This is a genomic window from Pigmentiphaga sp. (assembly GCF_033795525.1).
In the GTDB taxonomy this organism is placed as follows: Bacteria; Pseudomonadota; Gammaproteobacteria; order Burkholderiales; family Burkholderiaceae_B; genus Pigmentiphaga.
Genome location: NZ_JARYGM010000002.1, coordinates 524,137 through 543,446 on the forward strand (window position 1 = coordinate 524,137; position 19,310 = coordinate 543,446).

The following is a 19,310-nucleotide window of genomic DNA, read 5'->3' on the forward strand; positions in this document are numbered from 1 at the left end:
CTGCTCCCGTCCAGGGCGCCGTGGTTCCGGCTCTTGCCGGCCGCCACGCCGTTCCTGCCGCCAGAGCGGCCGCAGGCCCCCGGGACGGACCTTCCCTCATTGCCGCACATCGAACATGCCAACCCGCCCGCTTCGCTCTGCCGAAGAAACCGCTGATACCGCTTCCTCGACCGACCACTCCACGCTTGTCTTCTCCCCTCCGCCGGCCGTACGCCTGCTGAGCGACATCCTGCCTGACGACCCCCTGCTCATGATGGGCGCCGGCCCCGTCCCCATCCCGGATGTGGTGGCCCATGCCAACTCCGTGGTGATCAACCACCTGGGCACGACCATGTCCACCATCATCTCGCAGGTCAAGCAGATGGCGGGCTATGTTTTCCAGACCCGGTCGGAATGGGTGCTGGGCGTGGCGGGCCCCGGCTCGGCCGCGATGGAAATGGCAATCTGCAACCTCGTCTCTGCCGACAGCAAGGTGCTGTGCGTAGTCAACGGCTTTTTCAGCGCGCGCATGGCTGAAATGAGCCGCCGGCTGGGCGCCGACGTGATCACCTACGAGGTAGAAGGCAACCAGGCCGCTTCGGCCGAGGCCGTCGAGCGAGCCATCGCCCAGCACCACCCCGACGTCCTGACCATCGTCCAGGGCGAGACCTCGAACACGGTGTTCAATCGCGAGCTGCCAGCGATCGCCCGGGCCGCCAAGAAACATGGCTGCCTGGTCGTGGTCGACGCCGTCTGCACCCTGAGCACCATGCCGCTGCAAATGGACGACTGGCAAATAGACGCGGTCATTACCGGCGGGCAAAAAGGCTTGTCCTCCATTCCGGGCGTTTCGCTGATTGCGTTCTCCAATGCGGCGTGGGAACGCATCAACCAGCGCAAGACGCCCAACACCCACTGGGTGCTGGACGCCAAGCTCGCCGAGAACTTCTGGCACAAGGGCTCCTACCACTACACGGCCCCCGTCTCCGGCGTGCTTGCCTTGCACGAAGCCTTGCGCCTGGTGTGCGCCGAGACGCTGCCGGTCCGGTTCGCACGCCATTCGCGTTCGTCGTTCGCGCTGCAGAACGGCATCGAAGCCATGGGGCTGCGCCTGTTCGCCCCTCCGTCGTCGCGCCTGAACTCCGTCGTCGGGATCGTGGTCCCGGACGGCTTGAGCAATACCGAGATCTGCGCCCATATCTCCAACCGCTACCGGGTCGAGATCTCGGGTTCGTTCGGGTTGCCTATCGTGCGTATCGGGCAGATGGGCGAACAGTGCCGGGTCCACAACCTGTTCCGTACCCTGCATGCGCTGGGATCGACGATGCGCGACCTCGGCGCCAAGGTGGACATGCCCGCAAGCATGTCCACGCTGGAATACAGCTTGCAGACCAATCCGGCGATCTGACGCCTGCGCTACCGGCGGCCTGTGGGCCGCCGGCCTTCCCCGAGCCGCCGCGGGGCAAGGCCGGGAAGGCTCGTCAGCCGGCGCTGAGGCACTGTTTCATGAATGCCCGGCGCTCATCGCCTTTCCTGGCTCCGGCGTCCTTGTTGCAGACCGTCATCTTTTCCTGCTGGGTCAGTTTCTTGGCCGAGAGGCAGGATTTCATGAAGGCCTGGCGCTCATCCCCTTTTTTGTTCCCCGCTTCCTTGTTGCAGACCGCCATCTTGTTCTGCTGGGAATTTTCCGCGGCCAAGGCAGGGCCCGCGAGTGTGACGAACATAGCGGCCAAGGACACTGCGAGGACGTTCTTCATCGTGCGCTCCAACCGTCGATCGACGGACCCGGGATGGCGCATTATCGCTTGACGACTTCCACCCTGCCAAGATCCCCGTCCACCTTGACCCAGTCCCCGGTTTCGATCACCGACAGCGGGTCGATGTCGAAATCCGTGACCGACGGCGCATGGGTGACGACGGCGCCCAGCGCGATCTTGGTGGTCATTTCGTTGAACAGCATGGCCGCAGGCGCCATGCCGGAAATCCGGGCAATGTGGAACTGGCCCGACCAGCCGGACGACCCCTTGGCTCCGGGGAACACCAGCACTTTCCCGGCAAAGCTGACACCGCGCAACTCGTGGCGCGTTTCGATGACCGTTCCGGTGCGCGGATCGATGCCGCCCCACCCGGAAATCCGATCGCGCGTCACCAGTGCCTCGCCTTCGGCCCGGCCGCCGACGATGCCTCGCCCGTGCAGCACGATGACTTCTTCCCCTGGCTGCGAGCCGGTGGCAGGCGCGCGAGCCACCTCATGCGGATACTGCCGGGAACTCATCGCAATCCTCCTTTCCAGCGCCCGGTCAGCGCCGCCTCGATGCAATCGGCCGTGCTGCCGAACCAAGCCTGTATGCCCATGATGGCCGGCAGGTAGTGGACCTGCTTGGCCGAATCCACGGCGGCCACCTTCGTTCCCTTGGGTATGACGCGGCCCAGCGCGGAACAGGTGTCGGACATGAGATACCCGCCCGCATCGGTGATGATCTTGGTGTAGCCGTTCTGGTCGGCGATCTGCTTGGTGGCGCGGGGCGTGAAGATCCAGAGCTGGGTGTTCTCGTGGACCCGCTTGCCTTGGAGCAGGCGGCATACTTCCCAGATCTGCTCGATGCTGTAATGCGGACATCCCAGCATGACGAAATCGACCTCCGGGTCACGTGCGGTGGCATTCAGGTTCTCGTAGACCGACTGCCGCTCCTTCGGTCCGAACCGGAAAACTTCCCGTGGGCGGTTCCCGCCGAACGCGGCTTCGAGCGTGGGCGCCTCCGGCGTAAAACCGGGGATGTGATACATCTCGACCCCACCGGACGAAGCGGCCGCCGCGCCGAAGTGCTTGAGCTTGAGGGTGCTCGGCGCCAGCCCGGTCCCGGTGATGACGGGCACTTTATCCTGCACGGCGTCGCCGACGTAGTAGCCGAGCATGCCCCAGTCCGACATGGATTCGATGGGCATGTCCAGCTCCACCAGATGCGTGCCCCGGCGTTCCGACTCGATGTGGTAGCCCCAGTACGGGATGCGTCCCGTCAGCATGGCCGCGCCGGTGCTTTCGCGCCCTTCGGCATTCGAGCGGGCGCCGAGCACCGCATTGATATAGATGACGGCGGACGATTCCATCCATGCGCAATGCTCGCCGCGCGCCGGCAGGTTGCCGACCTGGTAAGGCGTGCAGGTATTCAGCAACTGCACGCCCAGGCCGGCACTGTAGGCGTCGCCCTTGCGGAAGATGCGCACCACCTCTTCGCCCACGCCCTGCTGGGCGGCATGTTCGGGGTCTATGCCTTGCTGCAGGTGGCTGCTGTAGACTTCGACCGGCGGGATGGGCACGACCTCGGCGCTGTCCAGGTTGAACTCGGAGAACACTGCGTCGAGGCCGCCCTTTTCGTCGGCGAACTTGCGCATGAATGGCGTCGTGGCACCTATGGTGCCGGCCACGTTGCGAGTCTCGACCAGCCGCTCCGCGCCCAGCGCGTTGCCATAACGCACCAGCAAATCCATGGCCTTCTGCTTGGCCGGTCCATGCGCGCCGTCGAGCATGGCTTTTTCATAGTCACTCAGCTTCATGACTTTCCTCCTTCATGGCCGACGGCAGGCCGCGGGCCGGATGCGGCCCGCATGCGCTCAGGACACCTTGCGCAGCTTGCCGGGCAGCGGCACTTCGCCGCCGGTATCCCGCGCAATGGCTTGCGCGGTTTCGATCAAGCGCGGCGCTACCTCGTTGCGCAGCCGCCTCTCGGTAAACGAAAAGGCCGGGCCGCCGCAGTTGAGCGCCATGATCTCGCCGCCGGGAACGATCAGCGGTACCGCCACCGAATTGATATCGCGATGGAATTCCCCCAGCGACAGGCAGTATCCGTGCGTGCGCGCGTCGCGCTGCGAGCGTTCGAGCCCCTTTTCCAGGCGCGACCACTCCGCCTCGCCGCATTCCTTGCGTATGCTGCGCAACAGCCGTTCCTTTTCGTACTGGTCCGTCATTGCGCCCAGGTAGGCCCTGCCCAAGGCCGAGCTGGCCACGGAGAAACGCGACCCGACTCTGAGCCGGGCGAGCAGCAGCGCCGTCTGCGGCGACGCGGTCTCGATCAGGACGATGTGCAGGTGATCCCGGATCCCCAGATACACCGACCCCTCGGCCTCGTTGGCCAGCGCGGCCATGTGCGGCCGGGCGATCGAGCGGGTGTCCACCCCGCCGAGGAACGCCTGCGCCAGCGACACCACGCCTGCCGCGAGCGAAAAGCGTTCGGTCTCGGGTTCCTGTTTCATCAGGCCCAGCGCGACCAGCGTCGTGGCCAGCCGCGTCACGGTAGGCTTGGGAATGCCGGTCATGGCCGCCAGTTCGGCATTGCTCAATACCCGCACGTCCTCGCGGAAACAACGCAGTACGGCAATGCCGCGTTCCAGGGCGGATACGGTCCCCCCCGATTCGATCGCGGCGGAACCGCGCTTGGCCTTGGCGGGTTGGGCTCGGTTGGCGTTTCGTGGCATGACTGGGCTCCGGGTGCAGCAGGTAGACGGGCAGCGCGGCCAGGCAGTCGGGCAGCCCGGCAAAAAGACCGCCCATTTTATCGACAAGCACCGGTGTTTCCATGGCGGGTCAATCCGCCGTGGCGCCGGATGCGCGGACCACGGGTGCCCATTTGGCGATCTCGTCCCGGACGTAGGCGTCGAACTCCTCCGGCGAGCTCGGTGCCGCGGTCAATCCGACTTCGGCCAACCGGGCCTTGAAATCGGGGCTGCGCAGTACCGTTCCTACGTCCGCGCTGATCTTGTTGATGACTTCACGCGGGGTCGCGCTCGGCGCCACCAGGCCGAAGATGCTCTGTACATTGAAGCCCGGTATGGTCTCGGCCACCGTCGGGATGTCCGGCGCGCTGGCGTCGCGGGTCTTGCCGGTGACCGCAATGGGCTTGAGCTTGCCCGACTTGATGTACGGCATGGACGAGAACAGCGGATCGATCAGCAATGGCACGCGCCCGGCCATGACCTCCGTATAGGCGGGCCCGCTGCCCTTGTAGGGGATGTGCAGCATGTCGATCCCGGTCATGTTCTTGAGCAGCTCGCCCGTCAGATGCATCGAGCTGCCGCTTCCCGGGGACGCATAGCTCAGCTTGCCGGGCTGCTTCTTGGCAATGTCGATCACCCCGGCCAGATCCTTCGCCGCAAACGACGGCGTGGCCGTAATGACGATCTGCGACGTGACCAGCATCGAGACCCCCGCCAGATCCTTGAGTGTGTCGAACGGCATGGTCTTGCGCAGCGTCGGATTGATGACGTGGGAGGTCACCACGATGCCCAGGGTATAGCCATCGGCGGGCGCCCTGGCGACGTAATCCGTTCCGACCACCGTATTGGCCCCCGGCTTGTACATCACGACTACCGGCTGGCCCCAGGTCTTCTGCAAGCGCTCGGACAGCAGGCGGCCCAGAATATCGACCGCGCCGCCGGGCGCGTTGGGAACGATGAGAGTGACCGGGTGCGAAGGAAAACGGTGGTCGGCCGCGGCGGCCGGCCCGGCCACGCAAGCAGAAGTGGCGCACAACAGGAAGGCGAACGTTTTTTTCATGGTGTCTCCTCGGTAGGGAAGCATGGGAAGGCTAGGCTCCCTTGAATCAGATATTGGTCCGGATACGCTCGTGCAAGGCCGCGACATCGACATCCTGCACCCGTCCGCCCAGCGTCAGGTCCAGCGCATGCGCGGCGGCGGCGCCCATGGCAATGCACGGCCCCATGACGCGTACGCTCGAGAGCGCGGCGGCGTCCGCGTCGATGCACCGCCCGGCGGCGACGATGTTGTCGCTCTCGGCGGGAATCAGGCTGCGCAGGGGTATGGTATGGACGTGGTCTTCGCCGAAGGGCTCCCAGACATAACCCTCGGGCTGGTCGTGCAGTTCCACCGGCCAGGAGGTCCTGGCCACCGTATCCGGAAAGCGGGTGGCCGCCCTCACCTCGGCCGTGGTCAACTGGTGCAAGCCCACGATCCACCGGGTCTGCCGTATGCCGGGCAAGGCATAGGCCCGTATCCGCGCGGCGCCGAACGCCTGGGGATACTCGGCCCGCAGGAATTCGATGACCCGATCGACCTGCTCGCGCCCCGCCAACGCCGTGGCGGAAGCCGCCAGGGGGTCGAGCGGCGTTTCCATGTGGGTCATGTTCATCGCCGCCGTGCCCCGGCCCGGGAAGCGGAAGAACAGGCCATCGTCGCGCGAAATGCCGTACTGGGACGCTTTCTCCTTGATGCGCTGGGTGAACGCCTCACGCGTAGGCAGATGCGCCTCGTCGAGGTTTTCGAGCACGAACATCTGCGTGCCGAAAATCGGTTCGTCCGGTTGGCGGCATTCCAGGCCCGCGAGCCACGTCAGCGCGGCATCGCCGCTGGCATCGACAAAACCTTGGGCCCGCACGTGCACGTCGCCGTAGCGGGTGGCAAGCTCGAGGCGTTCGAGCCGCCTTCCCTCGCGCCGCGCGTCGCGCAGCACCGCGCCCAGCACGACGGTGATGCCGGCCTCGCGGATTTTCTGCTCGATCCACCGTCCAAGTGCCACCTCGTCGTAGTACACGACCGTAGTGAGCGGCCCGACGTTATGGTGCAGCGCACCAGCGGCACCGAGGTCCTGCAGGATGCCGTCGGCGATGCCATGCGTAAGCTGAACCCGATTCGGCCCGTTGGAGAACAAGCCGCAAAAGGTGCCGATGATAGAGCCGACGGCCTGGCCGCCCAGCATGGGCAAGCTGTCGACCAGGACTACCTTGCGGCCCAGTGCCGCCGCTTCGAGCGCAGCCGAGACCCCCGAGATGCCGGCTCCGACTACGCACAGGTCCGCATCGACCCGCCACGGCGAGGACTCCGTTCGTCGGACGGTTCGTACTTGATTCGGCATGCGCGCTCTCCTTCTTGCGATAACGGTAGACAGGATGCGCATTCTCGGACAGTGCCCTGTTCAAGTCAATTTTTTTGAAATGCTATTTCAAAAAAATATTTTCCCGCAGGCGGTCCATTGACCGCGTTTAACCGCAGATGATAAATTGAAATGACATTTCAAATTCAGGAGACCTCATGTCATCGTCAGGTTCCGGCTCGGCCGCCGCTCGCCGCCCGCTGCGCAGCAACTTCGAAAAAGGCACCTCGCGCTGGGCGGTGCGCAGGTCGCAGTGGCGAGCACTCGGGTTGACCGACGACGATATGGAGAAGCCCAAGATCGCCGTCGTGAACACCTCGTCCGAGCTCTCCAGCTGCTTCAGTCATCTGGACGGCGTGGCGGCCGAGATCAAGCGCGCCATACGCACGGCGGGCGGCCTTCCCTTCGAAGTGCGCACCGCCGCGCCCAGCGATTTCATCACCAGTGCCGGCGCGCGCGGCGGCTACATCCTTCCCAGCCGCGACCTGATCGCCAACGACATCGAGGTCGCCGTGGAAGGCGCCCTGCTCGACGGCATGGTGTGCCTGGCTTCTTGCGACAAGACCACGCCGGGCCAGCTCATGGCGGCGGGCCGCCTGAATATTCCTACGCTCGTGGTGGTATGCGGCTATCAGCAGAGCGGCCATTACAAGCAGCAGCACGTGGATATCGAAGAAGTCTTTCTTGCCGCCGGCCATGTCGCGGCGGGAAAGATGCAGCCGGACGAGTTGCTGGCCATGAGCGACGTGGCCGTGCGCAGCCCGGGAGTATGCGCAGGCATAGGCACCGCGAACTCCATGCACATGGTCTGCGAAGCGCTGGGCATGGCGCTGCCGGGAAGCGCTCCGGTAGCGGCCAACAGCGACAAAATGATGGCGACCGTGACGCGCGCCGGCGCGCGCATCGTCGAAATGGTCTGGGAGGATCTCAAGCCGCGCGACATTCTCACTCCGGAAGCCTTCGCCAACGCGGCGCGGGTCGTCCTGGCCCTGGGCGGCTCCATCAACACCATCAAGCATCTGCAGGCCATCGCGCGCGAGGCGCAGACCGACGTAGACGTCTACGCACTGTTCGAGCGCCTCGCCGACTCCACCCCTTTGCTGGCGGCCATACGGCCGAATGGAGAGCGTACGATCGAGGACCTGGAACGCGCCGGCGGCACGCTGGCGGTGTTCAAGCGCCTGGCCGACCGCTATCACCCCCAGGCCCTTACGGTATCGGGCAAGACGCTGGGCGAGGCGGTCGAGGCCGTTGATGTGTACGACCCGGCCGTGCTCCATCCGGCCGACCAGCCGCTTTCCAGCCGCCCTTCGATCGTGATCCTGCGCGGCTCGCTCGCCCCGGAGGGCGGCATCGTCAAGCTCGGCCTGGCGACGGGCAAAGCCATGCAATTCCGTGGACCGGCGCAAGTGTTCGAGTCGCAGGAAGATGCCATCGCGGCCTTGCAGCGCGGCGAGATCGCGCGCGGCACGGTCGTGGTCCTGCGCGGTCTGGGAGTACGGGGCGGCCCGGGCATGGGAATGGCGTCCCGCTTCGTGTTCGTCCTCGATGGGGCCGGCCTGGGGGAACATGTGGCGGTCGTTACCGACGGCCAGCTCTCGGGCCTGGTCAACAAAGGCCTGGTGGTGGGCGAGATCTCGCCGGAGGCTGCGGCGGGAGGCCCCCTGGGACTGGTGCGGGACGGCGACGCCATTTCTATAGACATCGATGCCCGCACGGTCGCCCTGGACGTGCCGGACGAGGAACTGGCCCGGCGGCGCGCCGACTTCGTTCCTCCCTCCGCCGGGCGGGTTCGCGGCTGGCTTTCGGTATACGAACAAGTGGTGCGCCCACTGCCGGAGGGCGGCGTGCTGGCGCACACGCCGCCCGGCCGTCCAGGCTGCTAGCGCAGAGTCGGCCGGTTCGCGCTACATTTCTGTTTTTGCGCTTCCGGACGACCTCTGATGACTGCCCATCCGTTTCCCACCCTCGGCACCCCGCTCGGCCCGGCCGGCGTTCGCGTCATGCTGCTCGGCGCGGGCGAACTCGGCAAGGAAGTCATCATTGCCTTGCAGCGCCTGGGCGTCGAAGTCATCGCGGTAGACCGCTATGCGAACGCGCCGGGACAGCAGGTGGCCCACCGATCGCATACCGTTTCCATGACGGACCGGGAAGCGCTCAAAGCCGTCATCGAGGCGGAAAAGCCCCACATCATCGTCCCCGAGATCGAAGCCATCGCCACCGACCTGCTGGTCGAGCTGGAAGCGGCCGGCACGGCCCGTGTCACGCCAACCGCCCGCGCGGCCCAGTTGACCATGAACCGGGAAGGCATACGCCGGCTCGCGGCCGAAAAACTGGGGCTTCCCACCTCGCCCTATCGTTTCGCTTCCAGCCTCGATGAACTGCGTGCGGCCATCGACGGCCACATCGGTTATCCATGCATCGTCAAGCCGGTCATGTCGTCCTCCGGCAAGGGGCAATCGAAGCTCGACGGTCCGCAGGACCTGGAGCATGCCTGGCGCTACGCCCAGGAAGGCGGCCGCGTCGGCGGAGGCCGCGTCATCGTCGAGGGTTTCGTGCGCTTCGATTATGAAATCACGCTGCTTACCGTACGGTCGCGTGGACCGGACGGACAAGACCGCACGGACTTCTGCGAGCCTATCGGCCACGTGCAGGTGGACGGGGACTACGTCGAAAGCTGGCAACCGCACCCCATGGCTCCCAAGGCGCTGGACCGGGCGCGCGACATAGCGCGCCGGGTAACGGGCGAACTGGGCGCCTACGGCATCTTCGGCGTCGAGCTGTTCGTAGCGGGCGAAGAAGTCTGGTTCTCCGAAGTCAGCCCCCGGCCGCACGACACGGGCATGGTCACCATGATCACCCAGGCGCAGAACGAATTCGAGTTGCACGCCCGCGCCTTCCTCGGCCTGCCGGTGGACACATCGCTGCGCCAGCCCGGGGCAAGCAGCGTCATTTATGGCGGCATCGAAGCAGGCGCCGTTGCCTTCGACGGCGTCGCGGACGCATTGGCCGAGCCCGGCACCGACCTTCGCCTGTTCGGCAAGCCGGAGTCCTTCGTCAAACGCCGCATGGGCGTCGCGCTGGCCGTCGGGGCTAGCGTCGATGAAGCACGGGCCAAGGCCAAGCAGGCTTCTGCGCGAGTCAAGCCGCGCGCGGCTTGAGGGGACGGGCCGTTCTCGCGGCCTACCCTCGCTACAGACGGCTGAGCAGGCCGCTCAATTCGAACTCGCGCCCGGTGTAGGTCTCACTCAAGACCACCTCGCCGCGCGCGAGCGCATGGCTCCATTCATCGACCGCTTGCCGCGCACCGGCGCCGACGGCCGGGCTCATTGCCAATCTCACGTATTCAGGGCGTTCCACACCAAAAAGGGTCCGTTCGCCGAATCGCACATTGCCGGCCAGATAGTCTTTGATCGCCGCGTCAATGCACCGCCCCGCGTCCGCTACGGCCGAGCCGAGGAAGAGCCGCGGATCGTTTTCGGTCCAGTCCAGGATGGAGCCGATCTGCCGCAGCCGGAATTTCCGGCAGGCCCGCACCGCGCCTGGTCGTCCGCCCTCGATGGGGGCGAATATGACGTCTACGCCTCTCTTGGCCATGGCTTCGCAGGTTTCAAAAGCGACTTCCTCATCGTCCTGGCTGCCGCAGAACGAGGTCATCATGCCCATGCCCGGCGCATGGCGCATGGCGCCGTCCACATAGGCAGCACGCGTACGAAGGGCCGCCTCGCTCTTGACGCCTGCCAAGTGCCCCAGGCCCCCGGTGCGGGACTCGGCTGCGGCCAGCACGCCGGCCAGGAAAGCCGATTGTTCCTGCAGGACGCCGTAGACCGCCGTGTTCTCGGATAGATGCGAGCCTTGGACGACGATGAAATGGATATGGGGGAAGCGCACGGCGGCCATGGCCACCGGATAATCACCCTGGCTGCCGTAGGCGATGACGAGATCCGCACCGCGGTGGCAGATGTCGATCAGGCGAGCGGCCCGTATGGCGGGACCGGCCGATTCGATCCAGATCAGCTCCACTTGCTGCCCGGCGCGTTGCGCGATTTCCGCGCCTGCCAGGCCGCACAGGTTGAAACTGCCGTGGCCCGGCGACCCAAAGAGCAGGACTTTGATGCGCATGGGCTAGGCTGCTGCGTGACGGGATGGACGGGCCGCCCCCATGTTGGGCGCACACCGGGGAACCGCACCGCATTGCTGCATCGAAGCCCAGGGGACCAGACGGTCGGCAGCGGCCGCCTGCACGGCAATCATGGCGATATACAAAGTTTCTGGCATCGTCTCTTCTTCCTGGCGGTAGGAAGCAATCCGCCGGTCTCGAAGCAGACGAAGCAAGCTTCGTGCCGTGTTGCGCCGATCAGTTCTCGATACCGCGCGAGGCCAGGTACTCGTCGTAGGTACCCTTGTAGTCGATGAGCTCGCCGCTAGGCAGGATCTCGATGATGCGGCTGGCCAGGCCGGACACGAACTCCCGGTCATGCGACACGAAGAACAGCGTGCCCTGGAACTTTTCGAGCGCCAGCTGGAGCGATTCGATCGATTCCATGTCCAGGTGGTTCGTGGGTTCGTCGAGCAGCAGCACGTTGTGCTTGCTGAGCATCAGCTTGCCGAACATCATCCGGTTCTTCTCGCCGCCCGACAGCACTCGGACAGCCTTGCCGATGTCGTCGCTCGAGAACAGCAGGCGGCCGAGTACCGACCGGATCGCCTGGTCGTCGTCCCCGGGCTGGCGCCATTGGCTCATCCAGTCGAAGACGGTGTCGTCGGACTGGAAGTTGTCCGAGACGTCCTGGGCCATGTAGCCGAGATTGGCGTTGTCGGACCACTTGATCGTGCCGCGGTCGGGCGCGAGGTCGCCTGCCAGCATGCGCAGCAAGGTGGTCTTGCCCACGCCGTTGGCGCCGATGATGGCGATCTTCTCGCCCGCTTCGACCATGGCGGAATAGCTCGGGATGACGGGCTTGTCGTAGGCCTTGGAAACGCCTTCGATCTCGACCGCCTGGCGGTGCATGACCTTGGCCGGCTCGAAGCGTATGTACGGATTCTGGCGCGAAGAGGGTTTGACCTCGACCGTGTCGGCCTTGAGCTTGTCGATCTGCTTCAGGCGCGAGGTCGCCTGGCGCGCCTTGGACTTGTTGGCCGAGAACCGCCGCACGAAATCCTGCAGTTCGGTAATGCGCTCCTTGGCCTTGGCGTTGGAGCTGAGCAGCCGTTCCCGCGCCTGCGCCGACGCCAGCATGTAGTCGTCGTAGTTGCCGGGATAGATCCGTACCTCGCCGTAGTCCAGGTCGGCCATGTGGGTACAGACCTGGTTCAGGAAGTGCCGGTCATGGCTGATGATGATCATGGTCGACTGATACTGGTTGAGCACCGTCTCGAGCCAGCGGATCGTGTTGATGTCCAGGTTGTTGGTGGGCTCGTCCAGCAGCAGCACGTCGGGATTCGAGAACAGCGCCTGCGCCAGCAGCACGCGCAGCTTCCAGCCAGGCGCGATCTCGCGCATGGGGAGCTGGTGCTGCTCGACCGGGATTTCCAGCCCCAGCAGGAGCTCCCCGGCGCGCGCCTCGGCCGTGTAGCCGTCGTACTCGGCGAATTTGGCCTCCAGGTCGGCGGCGCGCATGTAGTCTTCGTCGGTCGCCTCAGGGTTGGCGTAGATGGCGTCGCGCTCGGTCATGGCCTGCCACATTTCGGCATGCCCCATCAGCACCACATCCAGCACCCGCATGTCTTCGTAGGCGAACTGGTCCTGGCGCAGCTTGCCCAGGCGCGTATTCGGCTCGAGCGAGACGTTGCCCGCGGAGGGCTCGAGATCGCCGCCGATGATCTTCATCAGGGTCGATTTGCCGCTGCCATTGGCGCCAATCAGGCCGTAGCGATTGCCCTCGCCGAACTTGACCGACACGTTCTCGAAGAGAGGCTTGGGGCCGAACTGGATGGTGAGGTTGGCAGTGGAAATCACGACGGCAAAAAACTCGCAAGGGATGGGAAAGGCGCCCGGCGACAAAAGCGCAAACAGGGCGCAAAGATCAACCTGCTATTGTAACAGGCATAATCCGGGTTGACCCGGATATTTACACAATTGCCTGCGGGTGCTCGACACCGCGCGCCGCGGCCCATCGGGCCGCTTCCGGTTTGCTACCATTGGGCGGCGAATCGCACAGCCGGTACTGCGGCCGGCACGCGGCTCGCCCCCAGGCACACACTCCGGACGACGCCGCCCAGCGGGGACGGCGCCACGTGCGCCGGACGTGGCCGGGGCCCCTTCGCTTTGCAGCCCGGGGGCATCAATACTTATCAATAAGAGAGAGTGACCGCCACTTATGTCCTTGCTGACCCTGCTCCTGCTTCCTTTCGCCGGCAGTGTATTGGCAGCCTTGCTGCCTGCCAATGCACGCAACCGGGAGGCTTGGCTTGCCGGTTTGGTCGCTTTGGCGGGAACAGTACAGGCTGCGCTGCTCTATCCCGAAGTCTCGTACGGCAAGGTCATCCGCTACGAGATTCCCTGGCTTCCCTCGCTAGGCCTGGACTTCGTCCTGCGCATGGACGGGCTGGCCTGGATCTTCGTCTTGATGATTACCGGCATCGGACTGCTGGTCGTGCTCTACGCACGCTACTACATGTCGCCCGAGGATCCGGTCCCGCGTTTTTTCTCGTTCTTCCTGGCCTTCATGGGGGCCATGCTGGGCGTGGTCATGTCCGGCAACCTGATCCAGCTCGCGCTGTTCTGGGAGCTGACCAGCCTGGTTTCCTTCCTGCTGATCGGCTATTGGCATCATAGGCCGGACGCCCGGCGCGGCGCCCGCATGGCCCTCACCGTTACCAGTGCCGGCGGCCTTTGCCTGTTCGCCGGCATCCTGGTGCTGGGCCACATCGTGGGCAGCTATGACCTCGATGCCGTACTGGCCTCGGGCGACCTGATCCGCTCGCATCCGGTCTACACCGTCGCGCTGGTGCTGATCGCGCTGGGCGCGCTGACCAAGAGCGCCCAATTCCCTTTCCATTTCTGGTTGCCCCACGCCATGGCGGCCCCGACTCCGGTATCCGCCTACCTGCATTCGGCCACCATGGTCAAAGCCGGGGTCTTCCTGCTCGCCCGCCTCTGGCCGGTACTGGCAGGGACCGAAGAGTGGTTCTGGATCATCGGCGGCGCCGGCCTGTGCACGCTCCTGCTGGGCGCATACACGGCCATTTTCCAGCAGGACCTCAAGGGCCTCCTGGCCTATTCCACCATCAGCCACCTGGGCCTCATCACGCTGCTGCTCGGGCTGGGCAGTCCGCTGGCGCTGGTGGCTGCGGTGTTCCACATCATGAACCATGCCACCTTCAAGGCATCGCTGTTCATGGCCGCCGGCATCATCGACCACGAGTGCGGCACGCGGGAGATCCGGCGGCTGAGCGGCCTGGCCCGCGTCATGCCCATTACCGCGACCCTGGCCATGGTGGCCGGCGCCGCCATGGCGGGCGTGCCGCTGCTCAACGGCTTCATTTCCAAGGAAATGTTCTTTACCGAAGCGGTAGTCGTGGGCAATGCCGTCGGCATGAGCCACGCCCTGCCCATCGCGGCAACCGTGGCGGGCGCGTTCAGCGTCGCCTATTCCTGGCGTTTCCTGCACGATGTCTTCTTCGGCCCTCCGCCCCACGACCTGCCCCGCACGCCCCACGAGGCGCCGCGATGGATGCGCTTTCCCGCCGAGGTCCTGGCCTTCCTGTGCCTGGCCGTGGGGGTGCTGCCCGGCTATACCATCGCCCCCTTCCTGGCCACCGCCGTGCGTGCCATCCTGGGCGAAGCCGTGCCTTCCTATAGCCTGGCAATCTGGCACGGGTTCAACCTCCCGCTGGTCATGAGCCTGGTGGCGCTGCTCGGCGGGTCGGCGCTCTACATGATCCTGCAAAAGACCTTGCGTCTCAGCACGGTCGAACGCCTGCCGCTGTTCTACAAGTTCAATGGCAAGCGCGCGTTCGAGCGCTTCATGTCCTTCACGACCTGGCTGGCGGATCGGCTCACCAACAGCCTGGGCGCGCGGGGTCTCCAGCTGCAATTGCTGGGTATCGTGTCGTTCGCCATTCTGGTGGCGGGAGTCACGCTGTACGGCAGGCCCGTCCTGCTTCCCGCCGCCCAGGCATCGGCAGTGGACCCCACTTTCGCCCTCCTCTGGCTCATCGGCGTTGCCTGTGCCATCGGCACCGCCTACCAGGCGAAGTACCACCGGCTGGCGTCGCTCATCATGATGGGCGGCGCCGGGCTGATCACGTGCATCACCTTCGTCTGGTTCTCGGCACCGGACCTGGCGCTGACCCAGCTGCTGGTGGAAGTCGTCACCACCATCCTGCTGCTGCTCGGCTTGCGCTGGCTGCCGCGCCGCAAGGAACCCGCCGAGCTCGGCATACGCGTGCCGGCCCGGGCATGGCTGCACCGGGCGCGCGATCTCGCGATCGCCGTGGCGGGTGGGGCCGGTATGGCCTTGCTCGCCTACGCGGTATTGACCCGCCCGTATCCGGATACCATCTCAAACTATTTCCTGGAGCGCGCCCTGACCGAGGGCGGAGGCACCAACGTCGTCAACGTCCTGCTGGTGGACTTCCGCGGCTTCGACACGCTGGGCGAGATCTGCGTGCTGGGCATTGTCGCGCTGACGGTCTATGCCCTGCTGCGCCGGTTCCGGCCCGCCCCCGAAAGCATTCCGCTGCCGCACCAGCAGATCGACCAGGGCAAGACCGATGCCGCGGCCGGCGCTGGCGATGATCCGGCTGTCGGCTACATGCTGCTGCCCTCGGTGATCATCCGCCTTGCGCTGCCCATCATTGCCCTGTTCGCCGCTTTCCTGTTCCTGCGCGGACACAATCTTCCCGGAGGCGGCTTCGCTGCCGGCCTCACGCTATCGGTGGCCTTCATTCTGCAATACATGGTCGGCGGCACCGCCTGGGTCGAATCCAAGATGCGTCTTCACCCTCAACGTTGGATCGGTCTGGGCTTGTTGTTCGCGGTACTGACGGGAATGGGAGCCTGGATGTTCGGCTATCCGTTCCTGACTTCCCATACCGCGCACGTGAATTTGCCACTGCTGGGCGAGATCCATCTGCCCAGCGCCTTTCTCTTCGATCTTGGCGTGTTCACCCTGGTCGTGGGAGCCACGATGTTGATCCTCACGGCCCTAGGCCATCAATCCATCCGCAGCCACCGGACCCTCCACCAGACCGAGGCCGACCTTTCCAAAGGAGGCGCGCGATGGAACTGATCATTTCCCTGGCCATCGGCGTGTTGGGAGGATCCGGCATCTGGCTGCTGCTACGGCCACGGACCTTCCAGGTCATCATGGGTATTTCGCTGTTGTCGTACGCAGTCAATCTTTTCATCTTCTCCATGGGCAGACTCTCGGTAGACCAGCTCCCCATCCTGCGGGCCAGCCGCGCCAGCGAGATCGCGGAATACGCCGATCCTCTGCCCCAGGCGCTGGTCCTGACCGCCATCGTGATCGGTTTTGCGATGACGGCGCTTTTCCTCGTGGTCCTGCTCGCCTCGCGTGGTTTCAGCGGCACCGACCACGTCGACGGCCGGGAGGGAGAAGACTGATGCTTTCCTGGCACGACCACCTCATGATCGTCCCCATCGTGCTGCCCATGCTGGTAGCCGGGGTCATGCTGCTGCTCGGCGAAGGCCGGGCAACCCTGAAGGCCATCGTCAACGTCCTGGCCACCTTCGTCCTGCTCGCGGTGGCTATCATGCTGCTGCGGCAGGCCGCCGCCGGGCAGGTACAGGTTGCGGTCTATCTCGCGGCCAATTGGCCCGCGCCCTTCGGCATATCTCTGGCACTGGACCGCCTCTCGGCCGTCATGTTGCTGCTCACGGCCATCATGGCGCTTGGAGCCTTGCTGTATTCACTGGCGCGCTGGCACCGCGCCGGGGTGCATTTCCACCCCTTGTTCCAGCTTCAGTTGATGGGCCTGAACGGCGCGTTCCTCACGGCCGATCTTTTCAACCTCTTCGTGTTCTTCGAGATTCTGCTGGCGGCTTCCTACGGCTTGTTGCTGCATGGCTCCGGACCGCAACGCGTGAAGGTCGGGCTGCATTACATCGCGGTAAACCTGGCTGGATCGTCGCTGTTCCTGATCGGCGTGGCCCTGATCTACGGCGTAACGGGTTCGCTCAACATGGCCGACGTCGCGGTGCGGATCGGCCAGGTCGGCGACGCGGACCGGATGCTGATGGAGGCCGGCGCGGCCATTCTCGGCGTGGCCTTCCTGATCAAGGCCGGGGCCTGGCCGCTCAACTTCTGGCTCCCCCCTTCCTACGCCGCGGCCAGCCCGCCGGCAGCCTCGCTGTTTGCCATCATGACCAAGGTCGGGGTGTACATCATCCTACGGCTATCGCTGCTGATGTTCGGCGCCAACGCCGGGGCCTCCAGCGGGTTCGTGCAGCCATGGATTCTTTACACCGGCCTGGCCACGCTGGTGTTCGGCACGCTGGGCATGCTGGCATCGCAGAATACCGGCCGGCTAGCCGGCTTCGCCGTCATCATCTCTTCAGGCACCTTGCTCTCGGCCATAGGCTTTGGCCGGGAAAGCGTGACGGCGGCCGCGCTTTTCTATCTGGTCAGCTCCACCCTCGCACTGGGGGCTTTCTTCCTGTTGCAGGAACTGATGGATCGCAGCCGCACGTTCGGCGCCGACCTGCTGGCCGTGACGCTGGAGGCATTCGGGCTCGACCGGAGCACCAACTCGGAAGAGGAAATGCGCAGCACCGAAGTAGGCGTGGCCATTCCGGCGGCCATGGCTTTTCTGGGACTGGCTTTCATCGGTTGCGCGCTGGTCCTCTCGGGATTGCCGCCGCTCTCCGGCTTCGTGGCCAAGTTCGCGCTGCTGACGACCATCCTGAATCCCGACGGCCTGACACCGGAGATCGGCAGTCCGGAGCCCGCGCTTGCCTGGGTGCTGCTCGCGCTGCTGATTGCCTCCGGGCTGACGACCGTGGTTTCGCTCACCCGCATCGGTATACGCGCATTCTGGGTTCCGACCGACCGCGCCCCGCCCCGCTTGCGGGTCATCGAAGTTTTTCCGGTCACTGCCTGGCTGGTGCTTGGCATCGTGCTGATGGTGCAAGCCCAGCCCGCCATGCGCTATTTCAATGAAACGGCGCGCGCGCTGCATCAGCCGGAAGCCTACGTGCGCAGTGTCCTGGCCGCCCGCCAGGTCGATCATCGCCGAGGACCCGCGCCATGATCAAACGTCTCGTCCCCTGGCCGCTCATCTCGGTATTCCTGCTGGCGATGTGGCTGCTGCTGAACCAGTCCGTCTCGCCCGGCCACATACTGCTGGGCGCGGCCTTGGCCATCGCACTGCCGCTCTGGACCGCATCCCTGCGCCCGGTGCAGGCGCGCCTGCGCCGCCCCGGCACGGCCTTGCGGCTGCTGGGCATCGTCCTGGTGGACAGCATCCGGTCCAACATCGACGTGGCGCGCGTCATCCTGGCCTCCCGGGAGCGGCGCGACAACTCGGGCTTCATCCGGCTGCCCCTTGCGCTGCAAGACCCGCACGGCGTGGCCACGCTCGCGATCATCCTGACCGCCATTCCGGGCACGGTGTGCGTCGAACTTGCCGACGACCGCAGCTCGATCACCATCCACGTGCTGGACCTGGACGACGAGCAGTACTGGATCGACACCATCAAGAACCGCTACGAGAAACCGCTGATGGAGATTTTCCAATGACGCCGCTGTTTGGATGGGCCAGCCTGTTCTCGCTGCTGTGCATTGCGGCCGCCATGCTGCTGGCTACCTTGCGCCTGCTCAAGGGGCCCGCGGCACAGGACCGCGTCCTGGCCCTGGACACGATGTACATCAGCGCCATGCTCATGCTGCTGGTGCTGGGCATACGTTTTGGCAGCACCGAGTACTTCGAGGCGGCCATCACCATTGCGCTGCTCGGCTTCGTCAGCTCGGTCGCCCTGGCAAAGTTCCTGCTGCGCGGCGAGGTGATCGAATGACGAACGGCATGATCCTTCCCTTGTGGGCCGAGATCCTGGTCTCGTTGCTGCTGGTCGCGGGCGGCCTGCTGACACTCGTCGGCTGCCTGGGATTGTGGCGGTTCCCGGATTTCTATCAGCGCATGCACGGCCCGACGCTGGGCGCAACCATGGGCATGGTGTTCATTCTGCTGGCTTCGATGCTGTACTTCAGCATGACTGCCGAGGGAGCGGCCCTGCACGAGCTATTGATTGCCGCGCTGCTGACGCTGACCGTACCCGCTACTACCCTTATGCTGGCTCGGGCGGCCCTGTACCGTCACAGGCGGACTTCCGGTGACGTACCCATGCGCGGTGAAGGCCCGAAGGACCGGCCCGTCAGCTTCGAGCGCGACGACATCAGCGACAGGACCGAAAGCGCCGACGACGATCCCGGGAACGACGAACCGCCGGCAGGAGACGCCGGCACGCGCCCGTAGCGTATGCCC

General features: G+C 65.2%; 17 protein-coding genes. 9 read left to right on the top strand and 8 right to left on the bottom strand.

The window, feature by feature from the left end; all coding sequences use genetic code 11:
• Window positions 1-115: 115 nt before the first annotated feature.
• A complete protein-coding gene (locus QHC78_RS07215) occupies window positions 116-1,387 on the top strand; it encodes a pyridoxal-phosphate-dependent aminotransferase family protein (RefSeq protein ID WP_319743199.1) in 1,272 nt (423 codons plus the stop codon).
• A 73-nt stretch (window positions 1,388-1,460) separates the two neighbouring features.
• Here the strand turns inward: QHC78_RS07215 and QHC78_RS07220 are convergent, their stop codons facing one another.
• The 6 genes from QHC78_RS07220 to QHC78_RS07245 form a co-directional block, all read right to left on the bottom strand.
• Window positions 1,461-1,736 (bottom strand): PsiF family protein, encoded by a 276-nt coding sequence (locus QHC78_RS07220; protein WP_319743200.1) that lies wholly within the window; start codon window positions 1,734-1,736, stop codon window positions 1,461-1,463.
• A gap of 41 nt (window positions 1,737-1,777) precedes the next feature.
• Window positions 1,778-2,254, bottom strand: a complete 477-nt coding sequence (locus tag QHC78_RS07225; RefSeq protein ID WP_319743201.1) for an aconitase X swivel domain-containing protein — start codon at window positions 2,252-2,254, stop codon at window positions 1,778-1,780.
• Window positions 2,251-3,534 (bottom strand): aconitase X catalytic domain-containing protein, encoded by a 1,284-nt coding sequence (locus QHC78_RS07230; RefSeq protein ID WP_319743202.1) that lies wholly within the window; start codon window positions 3,532-3,534, stop codon window positions 2,251-2,253. The genes QHC78_RS07225 and QHC78_RS07230 overlap by 4 nt, the downstream gene beginning before the upstream one ends.
• 57 nt (window positions 3,535-3,591) lie before the next feature.
• A complete protein-coding gene (locus QHC78_RS07235) occupies window positions 3,592-4,452 on the bottom strand; it encodes an IclR family transcriptional regulator (protein WP_319743203.1) in 861 nt (286 codons plus the stop codon).
• A 109-nt stretch (window positions 4,453-4,561) separates the two neighbouring features.
• On the bottom strand, window positions 4,562-5,530 hold the full coding sequence (locus QHC78_RS07240) for a tripartite tricarboxylate transporter substrate binding protein (protein ID WP_319743204.1): 969 nt from the start codon (window positions 5,528-5,530) through the stop codon (window positions 4,562-4,564).
• A gap of 46 nt (window positions 5,531-5,576) precedes the next feature.
• On the bottom strand, window positions 5,577-6,845 hold the full coding sequence (locus QHC78_RS07245) for an FAD-dependent oxidoreductase (RefSeq protein ID WP_319743205.1): 1,269 nt from the start codon (window positions 6,843-6,845) through the stop codon (window positions 5,577-5,579).
• A gap of 176 nt (window positions 6,846-7,021) precedes the next feature.
• On the opposite strand from QHC78_RS07245, the gene ilvD reads away from it, so the two are divergent.
• Both ilvD and purT read left to right on the top strand, forming a co-directional pair.
• Window positions 7,022-8,749 carry a dihydroxy-acid dehydratase gene (gene ilvD, locus QHC78_RS07250; RefSeq protein WP_319743206.1) on the top strand — a complete coding sequence of 576 codons (1,728 nt, stop codon included), beginning with the start codon at window positions 7,022-7,024 and terminating at the stop codon, window positions 8,747-8,749.
• 57 nt (window positions 8,750-8,806) lie between these two features.
• Complete coding sequence (purT, locus tag QHC78_RS07255; protein WP_319743207.1) at window positions 8,807-10,024, top strand: formate-dependent phosphoribosylglycinamide formyltransferase; 1,218 nt, start codon at window positions 8,807-8,809, stop codon at window positions 10,022-10,024.
• Window positions 10,025-10,055: 31 nt separating this feature from the next.
• Here purT and QHC78_RS07260 read toward each other — a convergent pair whose 3' ends face one another.
• Window positions 10,056-10,985 (bottom strand): BMP family lipoprotein, encoded by a 930-nt coding sequence (locus tag QHC78_RS07260; RefSeq protein ID WP_319743208.1) that lies wholly within the window; start codon window positions 10,983-10,985, stop codon window positions 10,056-10,058.
• Window positions 10,986-11,220: 235 nt separating this feature from the next.
• On the bottom strand, window positions 11,221-12,822 hold the full coding sequence (locus QHC78_RS07265; RefSeq protein WP_319743209.1) for an ABC-F family ATPase: 1,602 nt from the start codon (window positions 12,820-12,822) through the stop codon (window positions 11,221-11,223).
• Window positions 12,823-13,183: 361 nt separating this feature from the next.
• On the opposite strand from QHC78_RS07265, the gene QHC78_RS07270 reads away from it, so the two are divergent.
• From QHC78_RS07270 to mnhG, 6 genes are read left to right on the top strand one after another with little or no spacing between them, the layout of a single operon-like run.
• The gene (locus QHC78_RS07270; protein WP_319743210.1) at window positions 13,184-16,099 is read left to right on the top strand and encodes a monovalent cation/H+ antiporter subunit A; all 2,916 of its coding nucleotides are present in this window, start codon (window positions 13,184-13,186) and stop codon (window positions 16,097-16,099) included.
• The gene (locus QHC78_RS07275; RefSeq protein ID WP_319743211.1) at window positions 16,090-16,434 is read left to right on the top strand and encodes a Na+/H+ antiporter subunit C; all 345 of its coding nucleotides are present in this window, start codon (window positions 16,090-16,092) and stop codon (window positions 16,432-16,434) included. The genes QHC78_RS07270 and QHC78_RS07275 overlap by 10 nt, the downstream gene beginning before the upstream one ends.
• Entirely contained in the window at window positions 16,434-18,080 is a 1,647-nt protein-coding gene (locus QHC78_RS07280) for a monovalent cation/H+ antiporter subunit D (RefSeq protein ID WP_319743212.1), read from the top strand. The genes QHC78_RS07275 and QHC78_RS07280 overlap by 1 nt, the downstream gene beginning before the upstream one ends.
• On the top strand, window positions 18,077-18,568 hold the full coding sequence (locus tag QHC78_RS07285) for a Na+/H+ antiporter subunit E (protein WP_319743213.1): 492 nt from the start codon (window positions 18,077-18,079) through the stop codon (window positions 18,566-18,568). Before QHC78_RS07280 ends, QHC78_RS07285 begins: the two co-directional genes overlap by 4 nt.
• On the top strand, window positions 18,565-18,843 hold the full coding sequence (locus QHC78_RS07290) for a K+/H+ antiporter subunit F (protein ID WP_319743214.1): 279 nt from the start codon (window positions 18,565-18,567) through the stop codon (window positions 18,841-18,843). Before QHC78_RS07285 ends, QHC78_RS07290 begins: the two co-directional genes overlap by 4 nt.
• Window positions 18,840-19,301 (top strand): monovalent cation/H(+) antiporter subunit G, encoded by a 462-nt coding sequence (gene mnhG / locus QHC78_RS07295; RefSeq protein WP_319743215.1) that lies wholly within the window; start codon window positions 18,840-18,842, stop codon window positions 19,299-19,301. The genes QHC78_RS07290 and mnhG overlap by 4 nt, the downstream gene beginning before the upstream one ends.
• Window positions 19,302-19,310: the final 9 nt, after the last annotated feature.